Annotated in this window: 22 protein-coding genes; 9 read left to right on the top strand and 13 right to left on the bottom strand. The window is 69.5% G+C overall.

The genetic code is table 11. From position 1 onward, the window contains the following. Nucleotide 1: 1 nt before the first annotated feature. The 6 genes from fabG to OPF83_RS00375 form a co-directional block, all read right to left on the bottom strand. The gene (gene fabG, locus OPF83_RS00350) at nt 2–733 is read right to left on the bottom strand and encodes a 3-oxoacyl-ACP reductase FabG (protein WP_264885227.1); all 732 of its coding nucleotides are present in this window, start codon (nt 731–733) and stop codon (nt 2–4) included. Nucleotides 734–794: 61 nt separating this feature from the next. After that, nucleotides 795–1775, bottom strand: coding sequence for a VWA domain-containing protein (locus OPF83_RS00355; RefSeq protein WP_264885228.1), 981 nt, complete (start codon nt 1773–1775; stop codon nt 795–797). Continuing rightward, nucleotides 1772–2749: a DUF58 domain-containing protein gene (locus OPF83_RS00360; RefSeq protein ID WP_264885229.1), complete on the bottom strand. Its 978-nt coding sequence runs from the start codon at nt 2747–2749 to the stop codon at nt 1772–1774. Before OPF83_RS00360 ends, OPF83_RS00355 begins: the two co-directional genes overlap by 4 nt. After that, nucleotides 2746–3810, bottom strand: a complete 1065-nt coding sequence (locus OPF83_RS00365) for a MoxR family ATPase (protein ID WP_264885230.1) — start codon at nt 3808–3810, stop codon at nt 2746–2748. Before OPF83_RS00365 ends, OPF83_RS00360 begins: the two co-directional genes overlap by 4 nt. Nucleotides 3811–3952: 142 nt before the next feature. After that, nucleotides 3953–5521: an NlpC/P60 family protein gene (locus OPF83_RS00370; RefSeq protein ID WP_264885231.1), complete on the bottom strand. Its 1569-nt coding sequence runs from the start codon at nt 5519–5521 to the stop codon at nt 3953–3955. A 328-nt stretch (nt 5522–5849) separates the two neighbouring features. Beyond that, entirely contained in the window at nt 5850–6380 is a 531-nt protein-coding gene (locus tag OPF83_RS00375; RefSeq protein WP_264885232.1) for a DUF6676 family protein, read from the bottom strand. Between the two features lie 253 nt (nt 6381–6633). Here OPF83_RS00375 and acnA point away from each other — a divergent pair, with 253 nt between their 5' ends. The 5 genes from acnA to OPF83_RS00400 all read left to right on the top strand — a co-directional run bounded on the left by acnA (nt 6634) and on the right by OPF83_RS00400 (nt 14127). Continuing rightward, nucleotides 6634–9444, top strand: a complete 2811-nt coding sequence (gene acnA, locus OPF83_RS00380; protein ID WP_264885233.1) for an aconitate hydratase AcnA — start codon at nt 6634–6636, stop codon at nt 9442–9444. 92 nt (nt 9445–9536) lie between these two features. Beyond that, complete coding sequence (locus OPF83_RS00385) at nt 9537–10106, top strand: TetR/AcrR family transcriptional regulator (protein ID WP_264885234.1); 570 nt, start codon at nt 9537–9539, stop codon at nt 10104–10106. A 46-nt stretch (nt 10107–10152) separates the two neighbouring features. Further along, the gene (locus OPF83_RS00390) at nt 10153–10995 is read left to right on the top strand and encodes an aldo/keto reductase (protein ID WP_264885235.1); all 843 of its coding nucleotides are present in this window, start codon (nt 10153–10155) and stop codon (nt 10993–10995) included. Nucleotides 10996–11161: 166 nt separating this feature from the next. Continuing rightward, nucleotides 11162–12526, top strand: coding sequence for an MFS transporter (locus OPF83_RS00395; RefSeq protein WP_264885236.1), 1365 nt, complete (start codon nt 11162–11164; stop codon nt 12524–12526). Beyond that, nucleotides 12523–14127 (top strand): pyridoxal-dependent decarboxylase, encoded by a 1605-nt coding sequence (locus tag OPF83_RS00400; RefSeq protein ID WP_264885237.1) that lies wholly within the window; start codon nt 12523–12525, stop codon nt 14125–14127. The genes OPF83_RS00395 and OPF83_RS00400 overlap by 4 nt, the downstream gene beginning before the upstream one ends. Nucleotides 14128–14185: 58 nt before the next feature. Here OPF83_RS00400 and OPF83_RS00405 read toward each other — a convergent pair whose 3' ends face one another. Then, nucleotides 14186–14533 carry a hypothetical protein gene (locus OPF83_RS00405; RefSeq protein ID WP_182636250.1) on the bottom strand — a complete coding sequence of 116 codons (348 nt, stop codon included), beginning with the start codon at nt 14531–14533 and terminating at the stop codon, nt 14186–14188. A gap of 128 nt (nt 14534–14661) precedes the next feature. After that, the gene (locus OPF83_RS00410) at nt 14662–15102 is read right to left on the bottom strand and encodes a universal stress protein (protein ID WP_264885238.1); all 441 of its coding nucleotides are present in this window, start codon (nt 15100–15102) and stop codon (nt 14662–14664) included. 216 nt (nt 15103–15318) lie between these two features. Here OPF83_RS00410 and OPF83_RS00415 point away from each other — a divergent pair, with 216 nt between their 5' ends. The 3 genes from OPF83_RS00415 (at nt 15319) to OPF83_RS00425 (ending at nt 17328) form a co-directional block, all read left to right on the top strand. Continuing rightward, nucleotides 15319–15726 carry a TetR/AcrR family transcriptional regulator gene (locus OPF83_RS00415; protein WP_264885239.1) on the top strand — a complete coding sequence of 136 codons (408 nt, stop codon included), beginning with the start codon at nt 15319–15321 and terminating at the stop codon, nt 15724–15726. Nucleotides 15727–15788: 62 nt separating this feature from the next. Next, entirely contained in the window at nt 15789–16529 is a 741-nt protein-coding gene (locus tag OPF83_RS00420; protein ID WP_264885546.1) for a hypothetical protein, read from the top strand. Beyond that, nucleotides 16522–17328 (top strand): maleylpyruvate isomerase family mycothiol-dependent enzyme, encoded by an 807-nt coding sequence (locus tag OPF83_RS00425; protein WP_264885240.1) that lies wholly within the window; start codon nt 16522–16524, stop codon nt 17326–17328. Before OPF83_RS00420 ends, OPF83_RS00425 begins: the two co-directional genes overlap by 8 nt. 48 nt (nt 17329–17376) lie before the next feature. Here the strand turns inward: OPF83_RS00425 and OPF83_RS00430 are convergent, their stop codons facing one another. Together OPF83_RS00430 and OPF83_RS00435 are read right to left on the bottom strand one after the other, a co-directional pair. Continuing rightward, complete coding sequence (locus OPF83_RS00430; RefSeq protein WP_264885241.1) at nt 17377–19008, bottom strand: ABC-F family ATP-binding cassette domain-containing protein; 1632 nt, start codon at nt 19006–19008, stop codon at nt 17377–17379. Nucleotides 19009–19170: 162 nt separating this feature from the next. Then, nucleotides 19171–19953, bottom strand: a complete 783-nt coding sequence (locus OPF83_RS00435; RefSeq protein ID WP_264885242.1) for a thioesterase family protein — start codon at nt 19951–19953, stop codon at nt 19171–19173. Between the two features lie 34 nt (nt 19954–19987). Between OPF83_RS00435 and OPF83_RS00440 the strand changes: the two genes are divergently transcribed. Next, nucleotides 19988–21163, top strand: a complete 1176-nt coding sequence (locus OPF83_RS00440) for a lycopene cyclase family protein (RefSeq protein ID WP_264885243.1) — start codon at nt 19988–19990, stop codon at nt 21161–21163. A 35-nt stretch (nt 21164–21198) separates the two neighbouring features. On the opposite strand, the gene OPF83_RS00445 is transcribed toward OPF83_RS00440, so the two are convergent. The 3 genes from OPF83_RS00445 to OPF83_RS00455 are packed head-to-tail and all read right to left on the bottom strand — an operon-like array spanning nt 21199 to nt 23382. Continuing rightward, nucleotides 21199–21669 (bottom strand): metal-sulfur cluster assembly factor, encoded by a 471-nt coding sequence (locus OPF83_RS00445; RefSeq protein WP_264885244.1) that lies wholly within the window; start codon nt 21667–21669, stop codon nt 21199–21201. 6 nt (nt 21670–21675) lie between these two features. After that, entirely contained in the window at nt 21676–22125 is a 450-nt protein-coding gene (sufU, locus tag OPF83_RS00450; RefSeq protein ID WP_264885245.1) for a Fe-S cluster assembly sulfur transfer protein SufU, read from the bottom strand. Then, a complete protein-coding gene (locus OPF83_RS00455) occupies nt 22126–23382 on the bottom strand; it encodes a cysteine desulfurase (RefSeq protein WP_264885246.1) in 1257 nt (418 codons plus the stop codon). Nucleotides 23383–23393: the final 11 nt, after the last annotated feature.

The raw sequence follows: 23393 nt of genomic DNA on the forward strand, positions 1-23393 counted from the left end.
TTCAGTGCCCCATTCCCATTCCGCCGTCGACGGGGATGACTGCCCCCGAGATGTACCCGGCGTCGTCGCCGGCGAGGAAGCTCACCACTCCGGCGACGTCCTCGGCCGAGCCCTTCCGTCCGAGCGGGATCGCGGCCACGGCGAGTTCCTGAGTCTTCTCGTCCAGTGCCGCTGTCATATCGGTGTCGATGAACCCCGGCGCCACGACATTGGCGGTGACATTGCGCGAGCCCAGTTCGCGGGTGAGCGACCGGGCCATTCCGACCAGTCCCGCCTTCGACGCCGCGTAGTTGACCTGGCCCGCGGTTCCCGACTGGCCGACGACCGAACCGATGAAGATCAACCGGCCGGACCTGGCCCGCAGCATCCCGCGGGACGCGCGCTTGGCCACACGGAACGCACCGGCGAGGTTCGCCTCGACGACCCGCGTGAACTGCTCGTCCTTCATGCGCATGAGCAAGGTGTCGTCGGTGATTCCGGCGTTGGACACCACCACCTCGACGGGACCGAGCTCGGCCTCGACGAGACCGAACGCCGCGTCGACGGAGTCCGGATCGGTGACGTCGCACCGGACCCCGAACACCCCGTCGGGGACGTCGGAGCCACGGTGCGTGACCGCGACCCGGTGACCGTCGGCGACGAGTCGCTCGGCGATCGCCTTGCCTATTCCTCGGTTGCCACCGGTCACCAGGACCGTTCGGGAGGTGGTGTCGCGCGTGCTCTCGGAAACCATGGGACCACCCTAGCGAGCCGCTCCACGGCAGCTCGAGCGGACTGTCGGACCGGTCCCGTCGTCAGGGAATGCGCCGGTGCGCCGCGAGCGAGCCCGCGGCGGCGAGCATGGCGAGAAGTGCGCCGGCGATCAGCCACGGGCGGGAGGCGTCCGCCTTCTTCCACTCGTAGCCGATCTGCTCCTCGAGGGTCCGGTAGACGGAGTCGAGCTCTTCGAGACTCGACGCGGTGAAGAAGTCTCCGCCCGACAGTTCCGCGATCGTCTTGAGTGAGGCGTCGTCGACTGGAACCGGCTGTGGCCTGCCCTCGATGTCCACGGTGCCGTACATCGTTCCGAACGAGATGGTGGACACCGGGATGCCCGCCTCGGCGGCACGCTCGGCGGCGGTGAACGCGCCGCGTTCCTCCGTCGGATCGGTGGGCACGGTCTCCTTGCCGTCGGAGAGCAGGACGATCCGGGCGGGCGGGGCTTGGTCAGGGCCGCCGAGGCTCTCGGTGAACGTCGTGATCGCCTGGGTGGCGGTGTAGATCGCCTCGCCCGTCGCCGTGCGTTCGTCCAGTTTCAGTCTGTCGATCGCGCGGACGACGGGCCCCCGATCGGTGGTGGGGGCGACGAGCATGGACGCGGTGCCGGCGTAGGAGACCAGACCGAGGTTGACGCCCTGCGTGAGGTTGTTGGAGAAGGTCGTGGCCGCCTGTTGCGCGGCCTCGAGTCTGGAGGGTGAGACGTCTGTCGCCTCCATGGACAGTGAGACGTCGACGACGAGCATCACGGTGGCGCGGTTCCGTGGGACCTTCTGTTCCTTCTGGGGGGCGGCCAGGGCCACGACCAGCGACACCAACGCGAGGATGAGGAGTACTGCGGGTACGTGCGTGAACAGTCGCCGACGGTCGGTGTTCACCGATCGCACGACCCCGAAGTTGCCGAAGCGGACCGTGCGCCGCTTCTTGGACCGCAGCGCGATCAGGTATCCGACCGCGATCGCCGCCGGGGCGAGCAGGAGGAGTAGCCACAGCGGGTGCTGGAACTCGGACAGGCTCATGGACGCACCTCCGGCACGGACACGTCGTCGGGCAGGTCCCGCTCGAGACTCTCGCCGGTCGGGATTCCCCCCTGCCGACGGACGCCGACGAAGTCGATCACATCGCGGACCCAGTCACGGTCGGTCCGCAGTCCCAGCACGGGCGCGCCGCAGCGCCGCAGGGTGGCGCGTACCTCGCGGCGGTGCTCCCCCGCCACCCGCCGGTAGTCGGCGGCCAGTGCGTCGTCCACCTCGACCTCGAGGATCTCGCCGGCCGACGGATCCTGGAGCACCGCGGCCCCGACGGCGGGGAGGGCGATGTCGAGGGGATCGGCCACGTGGACCGCCAGGAACTCGTGTCTGCTGCCCAGGACTCTGAGCTCACGCTCCCAGTCGACGTCGGACAGGAAGTCCGAGATCACCACGACGAGGCCGTGGCGGCGTGCGGCGGTGCGCACTGTCTTGAGGCAGTCGACAAGACCACCTCCGGGGGCGATGTCGGTCGCGGACCGGGAGACGTCCTCGAGGATGCGGCGGACATGGTCACGCCCACCCGTGGCCCGGAGGATCCGCGGACGACCGTCGCCGGTGAGGATCGCGCCGACACGGCTCCCTCCCCCGGCGGACAGGAAACCGACGGTGGCCACCGCGGCTTCGACGAGCCGCCGCTTGGTTCCGAACAGGCCCTGTACGTCGAGCGACGGTGCGACGTCCACGACGATCCACGTCTCGAGCTCCCGATCGGCGATGGTCTGCCGGATGTGCGGGAGGGTGGTCCGTGCCGTCACCGACCAGTCCATGGTCCGGACGTCGTCGCCGGGCTCGTAGAGCCTCGCCTCCCCGGGTTCGGTCCCGGGGCCCGGGAGCAGACCGCGGTGGTCGCCGTTGAGTACTCCGTCCAGGCGTCGGGTGACGAGGAGTTCGAGGTGGTTGAGGGCGGCGCGCGATGACGGGTCGACGGTGTCGCCACGCCCCTCGTCGTGCGCGGTGGTCACCGGGTCGGCTGCGCGCCGGCCGGGACCGGGACCGCGCTGATCTGCGGTAGCGGCACCGCCTCGAGGACCCGGTGGACCACGGTGTCGGCGGTGACCTCGTCGGCGAGGGCGTCGTAGGTGAGGACCAGTCGATGCCGCAACACGGCCGGGAGGACGTCCACGATGTCCTGGGGCACCACGTAGTCGCGTCCGCGGACGAGAGCCAGGGCGCGAGCGGCCGTGACCGCGCCGAGCGTCGCCCGCGGCGAGGCACCGTACGCGAGCCACCGGGCGACGTCCTCGAGACCGTGACGTTCGGGCTCGCGGGTGGCGACGGTCACCCGCACGACGTAGTCGACGAGTGCGTGGTGGACGAACACCTCGCGCACCGACTGCTGGAGGCGCTTCAGGGTGTCCACACCGAGGATCTGCGTGGGCTCCGGCGGGGTCGTGCCCATCCGGTAGACGATCTCACGCTCCTCCTCGGGGCTCGGGTAGTCCACCACGAGCTTGAAGAGGAAGCGGTCGCGCTGCGCCTCCGGGAGCTGGTAGACGCCCTCGCTCTCGATGGGGTTCTGCGTGGCCATCACCAGGAACGGCGACGGCATCGGGAAGGTCTGCCCACCGATCGACACGTGGCCCTCGGCCATCACCTCGAGCAACGCTGACTGGACCTTGGCGGGTGCGCGGTTGATCTCGTCGGCGAGGACGAAATTGGCCAGGATCGGGCCGAGTTCGACCTCGAACTCCTCACGGCCCTGGCGATAGATACGGGTGCCGACGATGTCGGCCGGCACGAGGTCCGGCGTGAACTGCAGGCGGTTGAAGCTCCCGCCGACCACCGTCGCGAACGTCTCGACGGTCAACGTCTTGGCGACGCCGGGAACACCTTCGAGAAGGATGTGTCCCCGGGACAGCAGTCCCACGAGGATCATCTCGATGAGCCTGTCCTGGCCCACGACCACCTTCTTGACCTCGTACACGGCCCGCTCGAGCAGTCGAGCGTCCTCGGCGGCGGAGGACGCGCTCGAGGCGGGCGGCTCGCCGGTGTGTGCCGATGGGTCGAGGTGGGATTCGCTCACCGCGGAGGGCTCCTTCGCGTGGTCTGGTGTCCCGGGCCGACACACGATGCCGTCTCGGGGGTGTCGGTCCGACAGTACCGGGATGGGCGGACAACCGGTTCGGCCACGGCGTGCCCCACCGTGATCAGACGCCCCACCGGGATCAGATCAGTCGGACGACCATCGGTGAGATGCCCGCCATCCGCACCGGCGAGATCTTGACCACGTCACCGGACTGCGGTGCCTCCACCATCTTCCCGTCGCCCAGGTAGAGCGCGACGTGACCGGGCCAGAAGAGCATGTCGCCCCGCTTTCGCTGCGAGACGGGGTACTGCGGTCCTGCGGTGTACTGGTACCCGGTGTAGTGCGGCAGCGCCTTACCGACCCCGGCGAACGCGTAGATCATCAACCCCGAGCAGTCGAAGCCGATCTTGTTGTAGTCGCCGTAGCTGTCCGCGACGCCGCCGTCACGGATGCCCCTGGTCGGCCCGTTCGCGTCTCCGCCGCCCCACGCATAGGGCACACCGAGTTGCGACAGCGCGCGGTTGACCACGAGTTCGACCCGGGCCGACTGGGACGGGGTCCCGGTTCCTCCGCCGTCTCCACCGTTCTGGCCGGGTGCCGGCGGAGCGGTCGGTGCCGCCGGACCGTCGGCGATCGAGCCGAAATCGGCACGGGCGATCGCGTCCGCGACCTGCTGGACGATCGCGTCGGTGTCGCCGTTGATGCCGGCGTCGACGGCGGCCCCGACTGACCCGGCGTCGATCTGCCCGCCGATCGCCTGACCGATCCGATTCGACGAACCCGCGTACTGGCGTATCGCTCCGAGATCCAGGTGTGCCGGGAGCGCCGAGGCGATGTCCGCGGCCTGCTCGGCCGCCTGGGGCTCGGCGGCGAGGGCCCGGACAGCGTCGGCTCGCATCGACTCATCGTCCACCACGACCTCTGCCGCTTCCCCGGACGCCGGTCCCGCGGGAGAGGCCCCCGCTTCGGCGAGAGCACTCTTCTGCCGCTCGAGCTCCGCGGTCAGGTCCCGGACCTCGTCCTCCTGCGCGGCTGTCTGCGCCGAGACGTCGGAGACCTGCGACTCTGCGGCGTCACGACGGGCGCTGGCGTCGGCGAACTTCTGCTCGGCCGCACCGCGCGCCTCGATCGCCTGTGCCTCTCTCAGGGCGGCCTCGTCCGCCGCGGCGACCATGCCGTCGACGACGGTGCGCTGATCGGCTGCCGCACGCGAGAGGTATTCCTGCCGGAGCCCCGCGTCCGCCGGTCCGCCCGGAGCGAGGACCGCGGCGGCCGCACCGGGGGCCGTGCCCTGTCGGTACAGGAGTCGGGAGTAGTCATCCAGGGTACCGCGTGCGGTGTCGACGTTCTCCTCCGCACGGGCACGCTCTCCCGCGGTGCGGTCGGCGTCGGCGATGGCGCGATCGAGTTCGATCCGGGCCATCTGCAGGTCGACCAAGGACTTGTTGACGTCCTCCTTGGCGACGGCGATGGACTGACGCGTCGTATCCAGGCGCGCGGTGGCGTCGGCGACGGCCCGGATCAGACCACTGATGTCGCCGGGAGCGACCTGCGTGGCCTCCTGGGCGATGGCGACGGGAACGTGCACGACGGCCGACGCCGTTCCCAGGACGAGGGCCGCGGCGATGGCGGCTCGCCCCGGCAACCGGCCGGGGTACTGACGACTATGCTCGCCGCTTCTGCGGCGCGACTGATTGTCGGGCTCCACGTTTCACCTTCCGCTGACCGCACCCGGGGTGCGACATCGAACGCGACCCGGGCAGCAGGGCGCGCCGCCGAGCCGTCTGAGGTGAATCCGGTGATGCCTTCCCCTGCGCCACTGGAGTCTCAGATGTGCTCGACAGAACCTATGGTTCCTTAAGCACCGTAGGTCACAGAAGCCTCAGACAAAACATCCGCGAGCAAAATACACAGGTGTAACTCGAGTAACGGCAGGAAGACGGGCGTGTCGCGCAGAATCCCCCGCGCCTCCTGTCCGAGGCCGGGGACGGCGGGAAGGCCGGAAACTCCGGTTGTCAGGTCAACGGTGTGTCAGATCAACGACGTCGACGCCGGAGGGCGACGAGGAACGCGATCACCGCGACGATCGCGAGAACGAGCGTGACAGCGGTGAGGGCGCCCCACGGAGGTCCCGGAACCGTCACCTTGTGCGAGAACACAGCGGCCGAGGCGACAGGATCGAACTCCTGGATCGCGTCGTCCTGTCCGGCCTCGAGGAGGTGCCGTGGGATCGAGTCGCTCGAGCTCCCCACGAACAGAGGCGTGCGGACGAAGATCGTGCCCGGGTACTCCTGACCGAGCAGGGTGGCCAGATCGCGGGCGTCGGTATAGACGGCGGCCGGAGCCTCGGTGTACACGACCTTGAGGTCCAGTCCGCGTCCTGCCGCGTCGGCCACGACCGTGCGGAGCCCCTCCACGAAGGGTTCGGGTGCGGACACCCCGTCGTCCGCCAGGTCGGCGACGACCTCCTGGAAGTCGATCCACGAGGGTTCCTCCCCTACGTGCAACGACATGAGTGGCTCCGCCTCGTAGGCGAGGAACGTCACGGCATCGTCGGGGGTGCTCACGCCCGATATCGTGCCACCTCGTCGTCGTCAGGGGCCAAGCCACGCGCCGGGCGTCTCCGGATCAGCTCCGGGACTCCCACATCCGGGCGTGCCGACCGCTATAAAGAACGGACGTACTGGTAGATTGGGCGTCGCAAACGGAGCGCAGGGTCCACAATGGAGCCTGTGTCCGGTCCGGCTTCGCTGGCGTTCGAACACGCGGTGAAGCCGGGGAGGATGACTCATTGACATTCACACCACGAGTGGAGCTGACGTGACAGCAAGCATTGACAGCTTTGGCGCCAAGGGGACCCTTGAGGTCGGCGGCGAGGCCTACGAGATCTACCGCCTGTCGGCGGTCGAGGGTGCTGAGAAGCTCCCTTACTCCCTCAAGGTCCTCACGGAGAACCTCCTCCGTACCGAGGACGGCGCCAACGTCACCAAGGCGCACATCGAGGCCCTGGCGAACTGGGACCCGAACGCTGAGCCCGACACCGAGATCCAGTTCACGCCCGCGCGCGTGATCATGCAGGACTTCACCGGCGTGCCCTGCATCGTGGACCTCGCCACGATGCGTGAGGCCGTCGCCACCCTCGGTGGCGACCCGGACAAGGTCAACCCGCTGGCCCCCGCCGAGATGGTCATCGACCACTCGGTCATCATCGAGTCGTTCGGCCAGGAGAGCTCGTTCGACAAGAATGTCGAGATCGAGTACCAGCGCAACGAGGAGCGCTACCAGTTCCTGCGGTGGGGCCAGGGCGCGTTCGACGACTTCAAGGTGGTCCCCCCGGGCACAGGCATCGTCCACCAGGTCAATATCGAGTACCTGGCCCGCACGGTGATGGTCCGCAATGGCCAGGCGTACCCCGACACCTGCGTCGGAACCGACTCGCACACCACGATGGAGAACGGTCTCGGCGTGCTGGGCTGGGGCGTCGGCGGCATCGAGGCCGAGGCCGCGATGCTCGGTCAGCCGATCTCCATGCTCATCCCCCGCGTCGTGGGCTTCAAGCTCACCGGTGCGATCAAGCCGGGCGTCACCGCGACCGACGTGGTGCTGACGATCACCGAGATGCTGCGCAAGCACGGCGTCGTCGGCAAGTTCGTCGAGTTCTACGGCGCCGGCGTCGCCGCCGTGCCGCTGGCCAACCGCGCCACCATCGGCAACATGAGCCCCGAGTTCGGCTCGACCTGCGCCATGTTCCCGATCGACGGCGAGACCATCGACTACCTGCGCCTGACCGGCCGCGACGAGGACCAGCTGGCCCTAGTGGAGGCCTACGCCAAGGAGCAGGGCATGTGGCTCGACCCAGAGGGACCCGAGCCAGTCTTCTCCGAGTACATGGAGCTGGACCTCGGCGACGTCGTGCCGTCGATCGCCGGCCCCAAGCGTCCGCAGGACCGCATCGAGCTGGCCGACGCCAAGAGCGCGTTCCGCAAGGACATCCACAACTACGTGGACGGCGCCGACCCCTCGGCCGCCGCCGGCGAGGCCAAGATGCAGGCCGAGGGCGGCACGCCGTCCGACGCCAACGGCGGGGCCACGCTCGCCCACGCCGAGGAGGGTTCGGTCCGCGCCGACGCCTCCGCGGGCGCCGAGGGGCGTCCGTCGAAGGCGGTCGAGGTCAAGGTCGGCGACACGGAGATGGTGCTGGACCACGGCATCGTGTCCATCGCGTCGATCACCTCGTGCACCAACACCTCCAACCCGTCGGTGATGATCGGGGCCGGGCTCGTCGCGCGGAAGGCTCACGAGAAGGGCCTGAAGGCCAAGCCGTGGGTCAAGACGTCCATGGCCCCGGGCTCGCAGGTCGTCACCGAGTACTACGAACGCGCCGGCCTGTGGCCCGACTTGGAGGCGCTCGGCTTCCACCTCGTCGGTTACGGCTGCACCACCTGCATCGGTAACTCCGGCCCGCTGCCAGAGGAGATCTCCGCCGCCATCCAGGAGAACGACCTCACCGCGACCGCCGTCCTGTCCGGCAACCGCAACTTCGAGGGCCGTATCAACCAGGACGTCAAGATGAACTACCTGGCGTCTCCGCCGCTGGTCATCGCCTACGCGATCGCCGGCACGATGGACTTCGACTTCGAGACCGACTCCCTGGGCAAGGACCAGGACGGCAACGACGTCTTCCTGAAGGACATCTGGCCCACCTCCGAGGAGATCGAGGAGACCATCAAGGCCTCCATCTCGTCCAACGAGTACAAGAGCAAGTACGCCGACGTGTTCGCCGGTGACGAGCGCTGGCGTGGCCTCCACACCCCCGACGGCAAGACCTTCGAGTGGGACGAGAAGTCGACCTACGTCCGCAAGGCCCCGTACTTCGACGGCATGGAGATGGAGCCGGAGCCCGTCAAGGACATCAAGGGCGCCCGCGTCCTGGCCAAGCTCGGCGACTCGGTCACCACGGACCACATTTCGCCGGCCTCGACCATCAAGCCGGGCACCCCGGCGGCGCAGTACCTCGACGCCAACGGTGTGGAGCGCAAGGACTACAACTCCTTCGGCTCCCGCCGCGGCAACCACGAGGTCATGATCCGCGGCACCTTCGCCAACATCCGTCTGCAGAACCAGCTGCTCGACGGCGTGACGGGTGGGTACACCCGCGACTTCACCCAGGAGGGCGCGCCGCAGGCGTTCATTTACGACGCCGCCCAGAACTACGCCGAGCAGAACACCCCGCTCGTCGTGCTCGGCGGCAAGGAGTACGGCACCGGTTCCTCGCGTGACTGGGCCGCCAAGGGCACCCGCCTGCTCGGCGTCCGCGCCGTGATCACCGAGTCCTTCGAGCGCATCCACCGCTCGAACCTCATCGGCATGGGCGTCATCCCGCTGCAGTTCCCCGAGGGCGAGTCCCACGAGACCCTCGGGCTCGACGGCACGGAGACCTTCGACATCTCCGGCATCGAGGAGCTCAACAACGGCACCACGCCCAAGACGGTCAAGGTCACCGCCACCAAGGAGGACGGCCAGGTCGTCGAGTTCGACGCCAAGGTGCGCATCGACACCCCCGGCGAGGCGGACTACTACCGCAACGGCGGCATCCTGCAGTACGTCCTGCGGAACATGATCAAGGGCTGATCAGCCTCCCACATCAGCGGCGGTGCGCGGTTTCCCGGCTCAGGCGAGGGGACTGTGCACCGCCGCGGTGTGTCTGCAAGGAAGGTAGCGAGATGCCCAGGGTCAGTCAGGACCACATGGACGCCCGGCGGCACCAGATCCTGTCAGGTGCACGTGAGTGCTTCGCCGAGTACGGGTTCGAGGGGGCGACGGTGCGTCGGCTGGAGGAGGCCACCGGGCTGAGCCGGGGCGCGATCTTCCATCATTTCGACGACAAGGACGCGCTCTTCCTCGCTCTCGCCCACGACGACGCGGCGGCGATGGCCGCCACCGTCGCCGAGCAGGGGCTGGTGCAGGTGATGCGGGAGATCCTCGCGCATCCCCAGGAGTTCTCCTGGCTGGGAACCCGGCTGGAGATCGCCCGGCGGATACGCACAGATCCGGAGTTCCGGGAACGGTGGATTGACCGTCAGGCGGAGGTCGACGGCGCGATCGTGGCGAGACTCCGCGAGCAGAAGGCCTCCGGCCGGATGCGCACGGACATCCCCGTCGACGTGCTCCGTGTCTACCTCGACATCGTGCTCGACGGCCTCATCACGCACCTGGCCACCGGTCGCGGCACCGAGCACGTGAGCGAGATGCTCGACCTGGTGGAGGCCTCCCTGCGGACCGGGCAGGGGTGAGGATCGTCTCCTGCGCGATCCCCCGTGGCGGGCGTACGTTGGTCGCATGTCCACACCTGACACGCAGATCCCCCGAGTCACCCTGAACGACGGCCGCTCGATCCCCCGGCTCGGCTTCGGCACCTTCCAGGTCCCGCCCGCCGACACCGAGAAGGTCGTCGCAGACGCCATCGAGGCCGGGTACCGCCACCTCGACACCGCCCAGATGTACGGCAACGAGGAGGGCGTCGGCCGGGCGGTCGCGGCGTCCGGCATCCCGCGAGACGACTTCTGGATCACCACGAAGCTCAACAACACCTTCCACGAGCGCGCCGCCGCCCGCGAGGCCACCGAGCGCTCGCTCGAGGCACTCGGCGGGCGCATCGACCTCTACCTGGTTCACTGGCCGCTGGCGATGCACGACGACGTCGCCCGGGTGTGGGAGACGATGGAGGGGATCCGCTCCGACCTGACCGTTGACTCGATCGGTGTCTCCAACTTCACCGCGGCGCACCTCGAGCGACTGGCGGAGGCAGGTCTGAGCACCCCCCAGGTCAATCAGATCGAGATCAACCCGTACTTCGTCAACGACGACCTGCGTGCGGCGTGCGTCGAGAGAGGCGTCGCGGTGGAGGCGTGGAGTCCGCTCGCCCAGGGCTCGGTGTTTGGCGATCCCCAGTTGCAGGCCCTCGCCGAGCAGGTCGGACGCACCGTCTCCCAGGTGGTCCTCCGGTGGGTGCTGCAGCGGGGCGACATCGTCTTCCCCAAGTCCTCGAGCCCGGCCCGCATGCGCGAGAACCTCGAGGTGTTCGACTTCGACCTGTCGGACGAACAGATGGCCTCCATCACGGCGCTGCACAACGGGACCCGCTCCGGCCCGGACCCGGACACGTTCGACTGGCGCGGTTGACCCCACCGCGTCCGGTGGCCGGCCGGTACGGGGTCACTCCGGTCCGCGTTCGCGCAGGAACCACCTGGAGCCGGCCGGACTGAGTGACTCCACGTCACCAGCGGAGGCAGGTGGAGCGTCCGCGCTTTCGCCTCCGCGGCGGGTGGCGTCGTCCTAGAGTCGGTCCATGACCACCACCGACGCGCCCGGCGGTGTGGCGAGCGACCGGTCCACCACCGCCCCGGTCCTCGCCTCGTACGCGGCGGGCAGCCTTGGCACGGGCGCGTTCGGCACCCTGCCGGGGCTCGTCCTGGCGTACTATCTCACCGACTCGATCGGGGTGGCAGCCGCCGCCGCGACGGTACTCGTGCTGGTGCCCAAGGTCGTCGACGTCCTGGCCTATCCGCTCATCGGCGCAATCTCGGACAGGGCGTCGCACCGCAGCGGCTACCGCACGGGTCTGATGCTCTTCGGGGCGCTGGCGCTGCCGCTGCTGTTCGTGGCGACCTTCGCGGCGCCGACCGACTGGAGCACGAGCGCGGCCGGGGTGTGGGTGATGGGGTTTTTCCTCCTGGCGTCCATCGCGTACTCGTGCTTCCAGGTGCCGTATCTCGCGCTCTCGGCCGAGCTCACCGGTGACGCCGCCGCGCGTGTGACTCTCCTGGCATGGCGGGTGGCCGTTCTCGCCGGGGCGATCCTCCTCACCGGGGGCGGTGGGCCCGCGCTGCGTGACGCCGCGGGCGGTGGGCCGACGGGGTACGTGGTGATGGCCGCCGGTGTGGCCGCGCTGATGCTGGTCGGAATGCTGTGGTCGACGTTCGTGGCGGGCCGCCGCACGATCATGCGCGCAGACGCACCCGCGGGTGGCCTCGCCCACGAGTACCGCGACGGCCTCGACGCGCTGCGGACCACGCGGCCGTTCCGGCTGCTCGTGGTGGTGTTCTGCCTGCAGGCGGTGGCCACTGCGGTGATGCTCGCGGGCGGTCAGTACGTGGCGACGTACGTGCTGGGTGACGAGACCGCTCTGACCGGGCTTTTCCTCGCGCTGGTGGGCCCTGCCCTGCTCGTGATGCCGCTGTGGACGCGCCTCGCGCACGCCCGTGGAAAGGTGCCGGCGCTGGCGGCGGCCACCGTGCTCTTCACCGTGGCGACGCTGCTGCTCATCCCGGCGGGCGTGTACCCCGGCGCCTGGGTGCACGTGCCGGTCGCGTTGGCGGGGGTCGCCTACGCGGGGATGCAGGCTCTACCGATGTCGATGCTGCCCGACTGCACCGACCTGGACCGCACGTTGGGGGGACGACGACGAAGTGGCGCGATGAGCGGCCTGTGGACGGCGTCCGAGACCGGCGCGATGGCCCTGGGCCCGGTCGTCGTGCTCGCCCTGTTGGCCTCGGGGGGCTTCCGCTCCGGCGGGGTGGCCGATCAGCCCGGGTCGGCGCACTGGGCCATCGTCCTGGCGTTCTCCCTGGTTCCCGCGCTCCTCGCCGGCGCGAGCCTGCTGCTGATCCGGACCCTCGGCCGGTCCTATCCCCGATGGATGGAGCGAACATGACCCCCGATCCCCTCGCCCTGGAGATCACTGATCGCGGGGAACACGCCCTGGCCCGCCTCGTCGCGATGCGGTCACAGGACCCGCCGACCACCGGGGGCCGGGTCCTGTCGTATGTCTACGATTCCGGTCTGACCGAACTCGACGAGCTGGCGACCCGTGCGGCCCGGCTGGCTCACGGCGTCAACGGACTCGACCCCACGGTCTTCCCCTCGGTCGCCCGGATCCACGGCGGGATAGTCGACCGTGTGCGCGCGATCCTCGGCGGCGGGGTGACAGGCGCGGGTGGCGAGGGACGGAGCGGTGACGTCTACGGGAACGTCACGTCCGGCGGAACCGAGAGCTGCATGCTCGCCTGCCTCGCCGCCCGCGAGGTCGCGGGTCGACAGCCGGGCAGCGGTGGCACGATCGTCGCGCCGGTGACGGTGCACGCGGCGTTCCGCAAGGCCGCGCACCTGCTGGGCTTGAGGTTCGTCGGCGTCGAGGTGGATCCCGGGACGGGGCGGGTGACCGCGGCCGAGCTCCTCGCCGCGGTCGATGCGGACACGGTGCTGGTGGTGTGCTCGGCGCCCTCCTACCCGCACGGCGTGATCGACCCCGTGGCCGAGGTCGCCGCCGGACTCGAGGCCGATCACGACCCACGGATCGGGCTGCACGTCGACGCCTGCCTCGGCGGTTTGGTGCTGCCCTTCTGGCCGGGGTCGGGCGCCGCCGGTCCGGGCGACACCGGCCCGGACCCCACCGAGCCGAACCCGATACCGCAATGGGACCTCCGGGTCGCGCGGGTCACCAGCATCTCTGCGGATCTGCACAAGTACGGCTTCGCGCCGAAAGGCACCTCGGTCCTGCTCAGCCGGGGTCGCGAACGGCACCGGGCGGCATGGTTCGCCACCGTCGACTGGCCCGGCTACCCGGTGGTGAACCCGACGCTGGCCGGATCCAAACCCCTCGAACCCGCGGCGGCGGCGTGGGCGGTGCTCGAGGCACTGGGCGACGACGGGCAGCGTGAACTGGTCGCCAGGACCGCCCGCGCCACCGATCGGTTGGTCGACGGGCTGAGCGAGGTCGAGGGGTTGCGGGTCCTCGAGCGCGATCCCGGCCCACTGCTCGCGGTCGTCGCCGACGAGACCGCCGGAGAAGCCCGAGGCGTTCACCCCCACCTCTGGGCCGACGCCTGTGCCCGGAGAGGCATCGCCGTCCAGGCGCAACCCGCCTACCGCCAGGAGCGGGGGACGTTGTCGTCGTCGTCCCACCTCACCATCACCCCGGTGACCGAACGGCTCGTCGAGGAGATCCTCCGCGTGGCACGTGAGGCCGCCGACGAGGTCCGAGGACGGCCTGACCCCGTTCCTCCCCAGGCGTTTGCCGACGTGCTCGACGCGCTAGCCTCCGGGGCCCTCTCCCCCGCCGATCTGCTCGCCCTGCCGGAAGACGAGGTCCACGCGCTCGTGGGCGGTGTCCTCGCCGCCGGCACGGACGGGGTCGACGGAGGCGATGCGGGCAGTGGCAGCATGGCTCCGCTCCTCGCGGCGATCGAGCGGCTACCCGCTGACGTCGGTGCTCGCCTGGTTCGGGCCTACCTCGCCGCGGTGATGGAGGGCTGAACGCGAGACGCCCCCCGACCGTGAGGTCGAGGGGCGGTGCGACGCGCGACAGGGCGTGTCAGACGAGGACCGCGATCGCGACGTTGACGATGCCGAGCACGCCGGCGACGTGGGTCAGGGTCGCGGTGCTCCCCTGGGCCTTGGCCTCCTTGCGGACGCCGATGATCGCGACGACGAGGATCACCACGGCGACCAGCAGCTTGATGCCGATCTTCATGTGGTTGAGGTCGGCGTCCTGCATCTCGCGCAGGCCCACGAGCAGCAGGCCGGTGACCACTTGGAGGATCGCGCCGTGAAGGATGCCCTTGGCCATGTACGGCGCCTTGATGGTGGCGAGCCAGCCGCCGATGATGCCGGCGAGACCGATGAAGTGCAGGATGAGAATGATCTGGATGACGGTGTCCATGGGGAGGATTGTCTCAGGTCAACGCCACATCAGCCCGGGTAAGGGTCTCCTTTGTGATGATCGACTCGGCCGGCGGGTGCGTTGCGTCAGGAGCCCCCGCCGCGGGGTGACGCCTCCGCCGGGCGGCGCTATTCGGTCTCGCCGCTCGAGTGTGGCAGGACCACCACGGGACAATGCGCATGCGGCACCACGTGCTGGCTGACCGAGCCGAGCACCATCCCCCTGAACCCTCCTCGTCCGCGGCTACCCACTACCACCAACCGAGCATCCCGCGACGCCGCGATGAGCGACTTGGCCGCGTGCCCTTGCAGGACGGCCGACTTGACCGAGGCATCGTCCCCCAGGGCGCTCCGCACCGCGTGAGCGAGCATCTCGCGAGCGCTGCTCTCCAGTTCGCTGGAACCCTCCCAGCCCGCCATGGCGTAGGGGCCGTAGATGTTGGGCAACTGGTAGGCGGTCAGGGCGACCAGCGGTGCGTCGACCGCGGTCGCGTACTCGGCTGCCCATTGCAGGGCTCGTAGCGAATCGGGCCCACCGTCGACTCCGACGACGACCGGCCTGGTGTCCATGGGCTAACCTCCTCGGCGAGCACAGTGTCGGCGCCCTCACATCACGGGGGTCGATGACACTCTCCACGGTAGACCGACCGGGTAGAAGCGTCAGAGGATTCGGCCGGGTCCGGCGTAAGTGGTGCGGGCCCTTCGGGCGGTTCGCCGGGACCAGGACCACGACCGCTCGTCGAAATCGGTTGGCTGGTCGGTTAACTCGGGTCTAGTGTCCCGTTCATGGATGCACAGACCGGTCCCAGGGACCGGATCGTCAACGCGGCGGGCGAGTTGTTCCTCGCACGCAGCTACACCGGCGTCGGGATCGCGGAGATCTGCGCGGCGGCCGACGTCCGCAAGGGCACGCTGTACCACTTCTTCCCCTCCAAGGCCGAAGTCGCGCGCGCGGTACTGGACCGGCACGCCGACGCGTTCACTCGCCAGTCGGAGCAGGCCGAGCGTGAGGCTCGCGCGGCGGAGTCCGGCGAGCTCCGGCCCGGTGTGGACCCGGATCACATGGCACGGGCCCTGCTCGCCCAGATCGAGGGCGGCATCCTGCCGGCCAAGGCCCGTACTCAGTCCGCGCGCGAGATCGTCGAGTTCCTGGACGATGTGCTGGACCTCTACCTCGTGAAGGGGGCCGCGTGAAGGACGCGACAGACGCCGTCGACGCCCAGGATGCCTGCTCGGTGGACTTCCACTTCGATCCCATGTGCCCCTTCGCCTATCAGGCCTCGGTGTGGATACGGGAGGTCCGCGAGCAGACCTGCCTCACGGTAAACTGGCGGTTCTTCAGCCTCGAGTGGGTCAACCACGTCAACGGCAAGAAGTACCCGTGGGAACGCCGCTGGTCGTACGGGTGGTCGCTCATGCGGATCGGGGCCTATCTGCGCAGGCGGGACCTGGACGCCCTAGACCGCTGGTACGCCGCGATCGGTGCCGAGCTGCACGAGCGGGGCGGCTCACCGCACCGGCCCGAGGTGGCTGCACGCCTCCTCGACCAGTTGGGCCTCGACACCCTCGGCGTGGACGATCTGGGTTCGGGTGCCGACGTGATCGAGGCGGCCCTCGCCGATCCCACCACCCACGACGACGTCCGGCGCGACCACGAGCGGGTGCTCGACGCCTCCGGCTACGGCGTGCCGACACTCTTCCTGGACGGCCACCGGTGCCTGTTCGGCCCCGTCCTAGTGGACCCTCCCACCGGGGCGGAGGCGCTGGCGCTCTGGCGCGTGGTGGCCGGAATGGCCGCCCTACCGGGGGTCTTCGAGCTCCAGCGGCCCAAGACGCCCGAGGACCAGGCCCGGATCGGCGAGCGGCTGAGCCCGTACCTACGGGGCCGCGACTGGGTGAGCATCGACCGTGGCGAGCTGATCGACCTCGACGCGATGATGGCAGAACACGATCGGGCGGACACCCGGGAACGGACCGACGGAGATGACGATGACTGACAAGGACCAGATCGTGGACGCCCTGGTCGGGGTGTGGCGCGACATCAGGGACGTGACCGCGGGCTTCACCGACGAGCATTGGGCCGCCCCGAGCCCCTGCCCCGGCTGGTCCGCGCGCGACGTGGTGGCCCACATCGTCGGCACCGAGGAGATGCTGCGCGGCACCCCCAGCCCCGAGGTCTCCGACGAGCGACCGGCCCACGTGCGCAACGACATCGGTGCGTTCAACGAGGCGTGGGTGGAGCACCTGTGCGGCCTCTCCCCCGCCGAGTTGTTGGCGCGCTACGACGGGGTGACTGCGGCCCGCGCGGAGGCGCTGCGCGCGATGAGCGAGGAGGAGTTTCACGCCGAATCCTGGACCCCCGAGGGGCCCGGTACCTACGCGGGCTTCATGCGGATCCGGGTGTTCGACTGCTGGGTCCACGAGCAGGATCTGCGCGACGTGGCCGGTGTCGAGGGCGGCTACGATTCCGCCGCGGCCGCGATGGCCGTGGACTTCATGGTGGCCAAGCTGGGCTTTGTGGTGGGCAAACGCGCCGGCGCCCCCCAGCAGTCCACCGTGACGTTTGAGCTCACCGGTCCCCTGGCGCGGACCGCGTCGGTGCTCGTCGACGGCCGCGCCCGGGTGCTTGGCTCGCTCGTCGAGAATCCGACCGCCACCCTGGCACTGCCTACTCCCCTGTTCGTCCGCCTCTACGCCGGTCGAGTGGCCGGGGCGGACGTTGCCGATCAGGTGCAGATCACCGGCGACGAGAGGCTGGGTAGGCGCGTTCGCGACGCGCTGGGCGTGACCATCTGATCCCTTGGCCGGAGCGGGGAGCCAGCAGCGATCGTCGCGTTCGTACGCTCATGCCAATTCGACGATCTCCATGTACTCCTGGTTCCACAGGTCCTCCGTGCCGTCCGGCAGGATGATGACCCGCTCCGGCTCCAACGCCTCCACGGCGCCGGGGTCGTGGGTGACCAGCACGACCGCGCCCTCGTAGGTGCGCAGCGCGTCCAGCACCTGCTCGCGGGAGATCGGGTCGAGGTTGTTCGTGGGCTCGTCCAGCAGCAGCACGTTGGCCGCCGAGGACACCAGCCCAGCCAGCGCCAGGCGGGTGCGTTCACCGCCGGAGAGCGTGCCTGTCGGCTGCTCGAGTTGCGGGCCGGAGAACATGAAGGCGCCCAGGAGGCCGCGCAGCTCCTGCTCCCCCGCGTCCGGCGCGGCGTGGCGGATGTTCTCCCAGACCGTCGCGTCCATGTCCAGGGTGTCGTGCTCCTGGGCGAAGTAGCCGATCTTGAGGCCGTGGCCGGAGACGACGCCGCCCTCGCCGTCGGTGCGTTCCACCCCGGCGAGCAGCTTGAGTAGGGTCGTCTTGCCGGCACCGTTGTAGCCCAGCACCACCACGCGGCTGCCCTTGTCGATCGCCAGGTCCACCCCGGCGAACACCTCAAGCGAGCCGTACATCTTGGTCAGGCCCTTGGCGAACAGGGGCGTCTTCCCGCACGCCGCGGGCGTGGGGAACTTGATGTGCGCGACCTTGTCGGCCACCCGCACCTCGTCGAGTTCGTTCATCATCGTCTCGGCGCGCCGGACCATCTGCTTGGCGGCGGCGGCCTTGGTCGCCTTCGCACCCAACTTGGCGGCCTGCGCCTTGAGCGCCGACGCCTTCTTCTCCGCGTTCGCCCGCTCACGGCGACGCCGGGCTTCATCGGTGGCCCGCGCGTCGAGGTACTTCTTCCAGCCCATGTTGTAGGCGTCGATCTCGCCGCGGACGGCGTCGAGGAACCACACCTTGTTCACCACGGCCTCGAGCAGTTCGACGTCGTGCGAGATGATGATCAGCCCGCCCTCGTGCTTCTCGAGGAACTGCCTCAGCCAGGTGATGGAATCGGCGTCGAGGTGGTTGGTGGGCTCGTCCAGCAGCAGCATCGTCTGCGACTTACCGGCACCGTCCGAGGCGGCGAACAGGATGCGGGCCAACTCCACTCGGCGACGCTGACCGCCGGACAGGGTTCCGAGATTCTGGGTGAGGATCCGGTCCTCGAGGCCCAGACTGCTGCAGATCCGCGCGGCCTCGCTCTCGGCCTCGTACCCGCCGCGCGCGGAGAACTCGTCCTCGAGTCGCCCGTACCGGCGAACCGCCTTGTCCATCGCGGCGTCGTCCGGGGCATCGGTCATCTGGGCCTGCGCCTGCGCCATGTCCGCCATGAGGACATCCAGACCTCGGGCGGACAGGACGCGGGAGCGGGCCAGCTGGTCCATGTTGCCCTCGCGGGGATCCTGCGGGAGGTAGCCCACCTCACCCGAACTGGTGACGGACCCGGCGTAGGGCTCACCTTCGCCGGCGAGGATCCTCATCGTCGTCGTCTTACCCGCTCCGTTCCGTCCCACCAGACCGATCCGGTCGCCGGGCTGGACCCGCAACGAGGACCCGTCCATGTGGAGCAGGGTGCGCACGCCGGCGCGCACCTCCAGGTCGTCGATCGTGATCACGTGCGCGGGTACCTCATCTGGTCTCGTCGATACAATTTCCGGCCGCAGTCGGGTCGGATTCAGGCCGACCAGCCACTCTACCGGCGGACAGAGCCACCCGACGAGTCCGGTGACCCCGGGTGACCCGGCTCTCTCGTCACCCCGGGCACAGGGCGATGCGGATCAGCTCACCCGACGGCCGTACAGGTTCTGGACACACCGGCCGAGCCGGCCGCGATCGTCCGAGACGAGCGTGTCGGTGAGGACCCCGTGCCCGGGAGACCCGACGGTCTCGGTGTCCAGGTGCACCCAGCCGGGCTCGGGGTCGCGGTGCAGCGACACCACCAGGTCACAGTTGATCGACGGGTACGTGAGCGGATCAGTGGACATCGACACCCCGCTCGACGAGTCGGCCACGGTCACGGTGTGCTGCCATCCGGTCATGGACTCCCCCTCGACCAGGTCCGCGCGGGACCGTCCCCAGGTCTCGGCCGGACCGAGGTCGTCGCCGCCGCCGGAGATGAAGGAGAAATCCACCACCGACAGGTAGCCGTCCTGGTGGGCGTAGCTCATCATCTCCCCGCGAACGCGTGTGTCCGGGACGGCCGGGCCCCGGTGCTCACCGACGGTCGGAAAATTGTCCGGTGTGCGGCGCATGCGCCACCCGCGGGCGACCAGGGCCGGTCTGCCGTCGACCGATGCCGTGGCCTCGAGGAGCTCCACACTGCGGCCGGGTCGGATCCGGTGCACCTCGATGTCGAGGGGCGCGATCGGGACCGGTCCGAGGACGTCCACGGACAGTCGCGCCAACCGCACCCCGGCGTCCGGCTCGAATTGCTCGAAAGCACGGACCAGAAGCGCACTGGGCGGACCCGCGTGCTGGCTCTCCGCGGACCACGGACCAGCGGTCAGCGAGCTCGAGGCGAATCGCGCGTGCCCGATCTGCTCGTAGAACGCACCGGTCATCTGCTTCCTCCTGGCGGCGGTAGGGTCTGGTGTGATGAATGCTACGGGTGCTGCGATGGTCGACGTCGCGATCGTGGGCCTCGGGCCGGCCGGTCGCGCGCTCGCCTCGCGGTGCGGGACTGCCGGACTCCGTGTCCTCGCCGTGGACCCGGATCCGGACGCGCGGTGGCACCAGACCCTCGGTGTGTGGGCCGACCAGGTGCCGCCGTGGTTGCAGCCTCATTCCTGCGGCGTCGACGTGGTGGCCCACCGGGTCCACGGTCCAGCCCTCTACAGTCCCGAGCGCGCGGAGATCCGCCGCGAGTACGTGATCCTCGATACCGACCGGGTGCAGGCGGCTCTGCCACTGGGTGACGGCGTGACCGTGGAGGCCGCGCTTCTCGACGACGCGGAGGTCCGGGCGCTGCGAGCCCGGGCGCACCGCGTCGTCGACTGCCGTGGCGCGGGCGGTCCCGGCAACGACGGGCCACTGCAGACCGCCTACGGGATCGTCGTGGACACCGCCGCCGCGCTGCCCGCCCTGGGCGGTGAGTCCGCGTTGTTCATGGACTGGCGGCAGGACTACGACGACGACGAGCTGGGCCCGGGCTTCCTGTACGCCGTTCCCCTGGGACCGGGTCGAGTCCTTCTCGAGGAGACCTGTCTCGCCGGGATGCCCGCACCGACGCCCGGCGACCTGTCGGCTCGCTTGAGGTCGCGCCTGCGGCGGAGGGGGGTGCCGGACTCGGCGATCGACCGGCCTCTGGCCGTGGAGCAGGTGCGGATCCCGCTACTGCCGCCGTTCCGCGGACCGGTCGAGCCCCGGGTGGAGGCCTTCGGCACGGCGGGCGGGTACGGGCACGCCGCCACCGGCTACTCGGTTGCGGGAACACTCGGGGCCGTCCCGGCCGCAGTGGTGGCGCTCGGGTCCGGCAGGCCACTTCCCCGGCCCCGGTCGCCGCTGGCGACCTCACTCCACGGCGTCGGGCTCCGGGCGCTCCTGCGCGCGGATCCCGCTACAACCCGTGAGTTGTTCACGGCGTTCGGCCGGATGGGGGTCGACCAACAGCGCTGGTTCCTCGACTCGGCCAGCCCGTCCTACCAGGTGGGCGCGGCGATGTGGGCCATGTGGGCATCGATGCCCGCACAGCAGAAGGCCGGCATGGTCGCCGCCGTTCTGAGGAAGAACGCGCGGGACCATGCCGGCCCCGGTGGATCAGCCAGGCCCTGACCTGACCGGCTGTCCACCCTCCCCGGACATCACACCTAGACGGTGAACCCGATGGCGCGGAGCTGCTCGCGGCCGTCGTCGGTGATCATCTGCGGGCCCCACGGCGGCATCCAGACCCAGTTGAGCTCCAGCTCGTTGACCAGGTCGGCACCGATCGTGGCGCTGCGGGCCTGGTCCTCGATCACGTCGGTGAGCGGACACGCGGCGGAGGTCAGTGTCATGTCTACTCGGGCGATCGTGGACCCCTCGGTCTCGCCCGGGCGAACCCAGATGTCGTAGACCAGTCCGAGGTCGACCACGTTGATGCCGAGCTCGGGGTCCACCACGTCGCGCATGGCCTCTTCGATGTCCGCGACCAGGGCGAGGTCCTCCTCGGATTGCTCCGGCCGATTGGGGTCGGGTCGGAACTCGCCGTTGTAGGCGGTTCCGGGCGCGGTCTCGTTCTCCGCTGCCGAGTTCGGATCGTCGACGGACGGGTCATTGGCAGGTGTCATCTGCTCGGTCATGTCACATCACTCCTGGTTGTCGGTCTGTTGTGCGAGTGCGTCCTTGAACGCCATCCAGCCCAGTAGTGCGCACTTGACGCGCGCGGGGTACCGCGAGACCCCGGCCAGGGCCACCGCGTCGTCGAGCAGGTCCTCGTCGCCCTCGTCCTGACCCCGTGACGAGATCATGGCGTGGAACGCGTCGAACTTCTCGAGTGAGTCGGCGACGGACTGCCCGGTGACCAGATCGGCCATCATCGAGGCAGAAGCCTGGCTGATGGAGCATCCCTGCGCGTCGTAGGAGACGTCCTCGATGCTCTTCCCGTCCTCCGAGAGCCGCAGGCGGAGCGTCAGTTCGTCACCACACGTCGGATTGACGTGGTGGACCTCTGCCCCGAACGGCTCCCGGAGTCCACTGTGCAGGGGATTGCGGTAGTGATCCAGGATGACCTCCTGGTACATCTGCTCGAGCTTCATCTAGACCGCACCCCCTACTCCGAAGAACTCCTGCGCGCGACGCAGCGACGCTGCCAGGACCTCGACCTCGTCCAGCGTGTTGTAGATCCCGAACGATGCCCGCACCGTCGACTGCACGCCGAGCCGGCGATGCAGCGGCCACGCGCAGTGATGGCCCACGCGGACGGCCACGCCGTCGTCGTCGAGGACCTGGCTCACGTCGTGGGCGTGCACGCCGTCCACCACGAAGGAGACGGCTCCCCCACGGTCGGTCGTGTCCGTCGGCCCGACGATCCGGACCCCGGGGATATTGCGGAGCTCGTCCAGCGTCGCTGCGGTCAGCTCACGCTCATGTCGTGCGACGGAGTCCATCCCGACGGCCTCGAGGTAGCGGACCGCGGCGGCGAGTCCCACGGCCTGGGACACCATCGGCACCCCGGCCTCGAAACGCTGCGGCGGGTCCGCGTACGTCGACTCCTCCATGGTGACCGTGGCGATCATCGATCCCCCGGTCAGCACCGGGGGCATGGCGGCGAGGAGTTCACGACGTCCGTAGAGGACCCCGATCCCGGTGGGGCCGAACATCTTGTGACCGGAGAACGCCGCGAAGTCGACGCCCATGGCGTGGAAGTCCACCGCCATGTGCGGGACCGACTGGCAGGCGTCGAGCACGACGAGCGCGCCGACCTTCTTCGCGGACTCCACGACCCGGGCCACGTCCGTGATCGCGCCGGTCACGTTGGACTGATGGGTCACGGCGACGACCTTGACCGCGTCGGTCAGCTCGATCGAGTTCAGGTCGATCCGGCCGTCATTGGTGATGTCGTACCACCGCAGCGTCGCTCCGGTGCGTCGGCACAGTTCCTGCCACGGCACCAGGTTGGCGTGGTGCTCGAGTTCGGAGATCACGATCTCGTCGCCCGGGCCGACCGCGAACCCGTCGAAGCGGGTATCGCCCAACGCGAACGCGACGAGGTTCAGGGCCTCGGTGGCGTTCTTGGTGAAAACGAGCTCGTCCACATCGGCTCCGACGAACCGGGCGATGTCGGCGCGGGCTCCCTCGTAGGCGTCCGTGGCCTCCTCCGCGAGCTGATGCGCTCCGCGGTGGACAGCGGCGTTGGAGTGCAGGAGGAATTCCCGCTCCGCGTCCAGCACCTGGACCGGGCGCTGCGAGGTGGCGCCCGAGTCCAGGTAGACGAGCGGCTTGTCGTCACGCACTGTGCGCTGCAGGACCGGGAAATCCGCCCGCAGAGTCGTGATGTCGAGTGTGGAGGTCATCTTCTCCCAGC

It is taken from the genome of Dietzia sp. NCCP-2495, from assembly GCF_026011735.1.
Taxonomy (GTDB): Bacteria; Actinomycetota; Actinomycetes; order Mycobacteriales; family Mycobacteriaceae; genus Dietzia.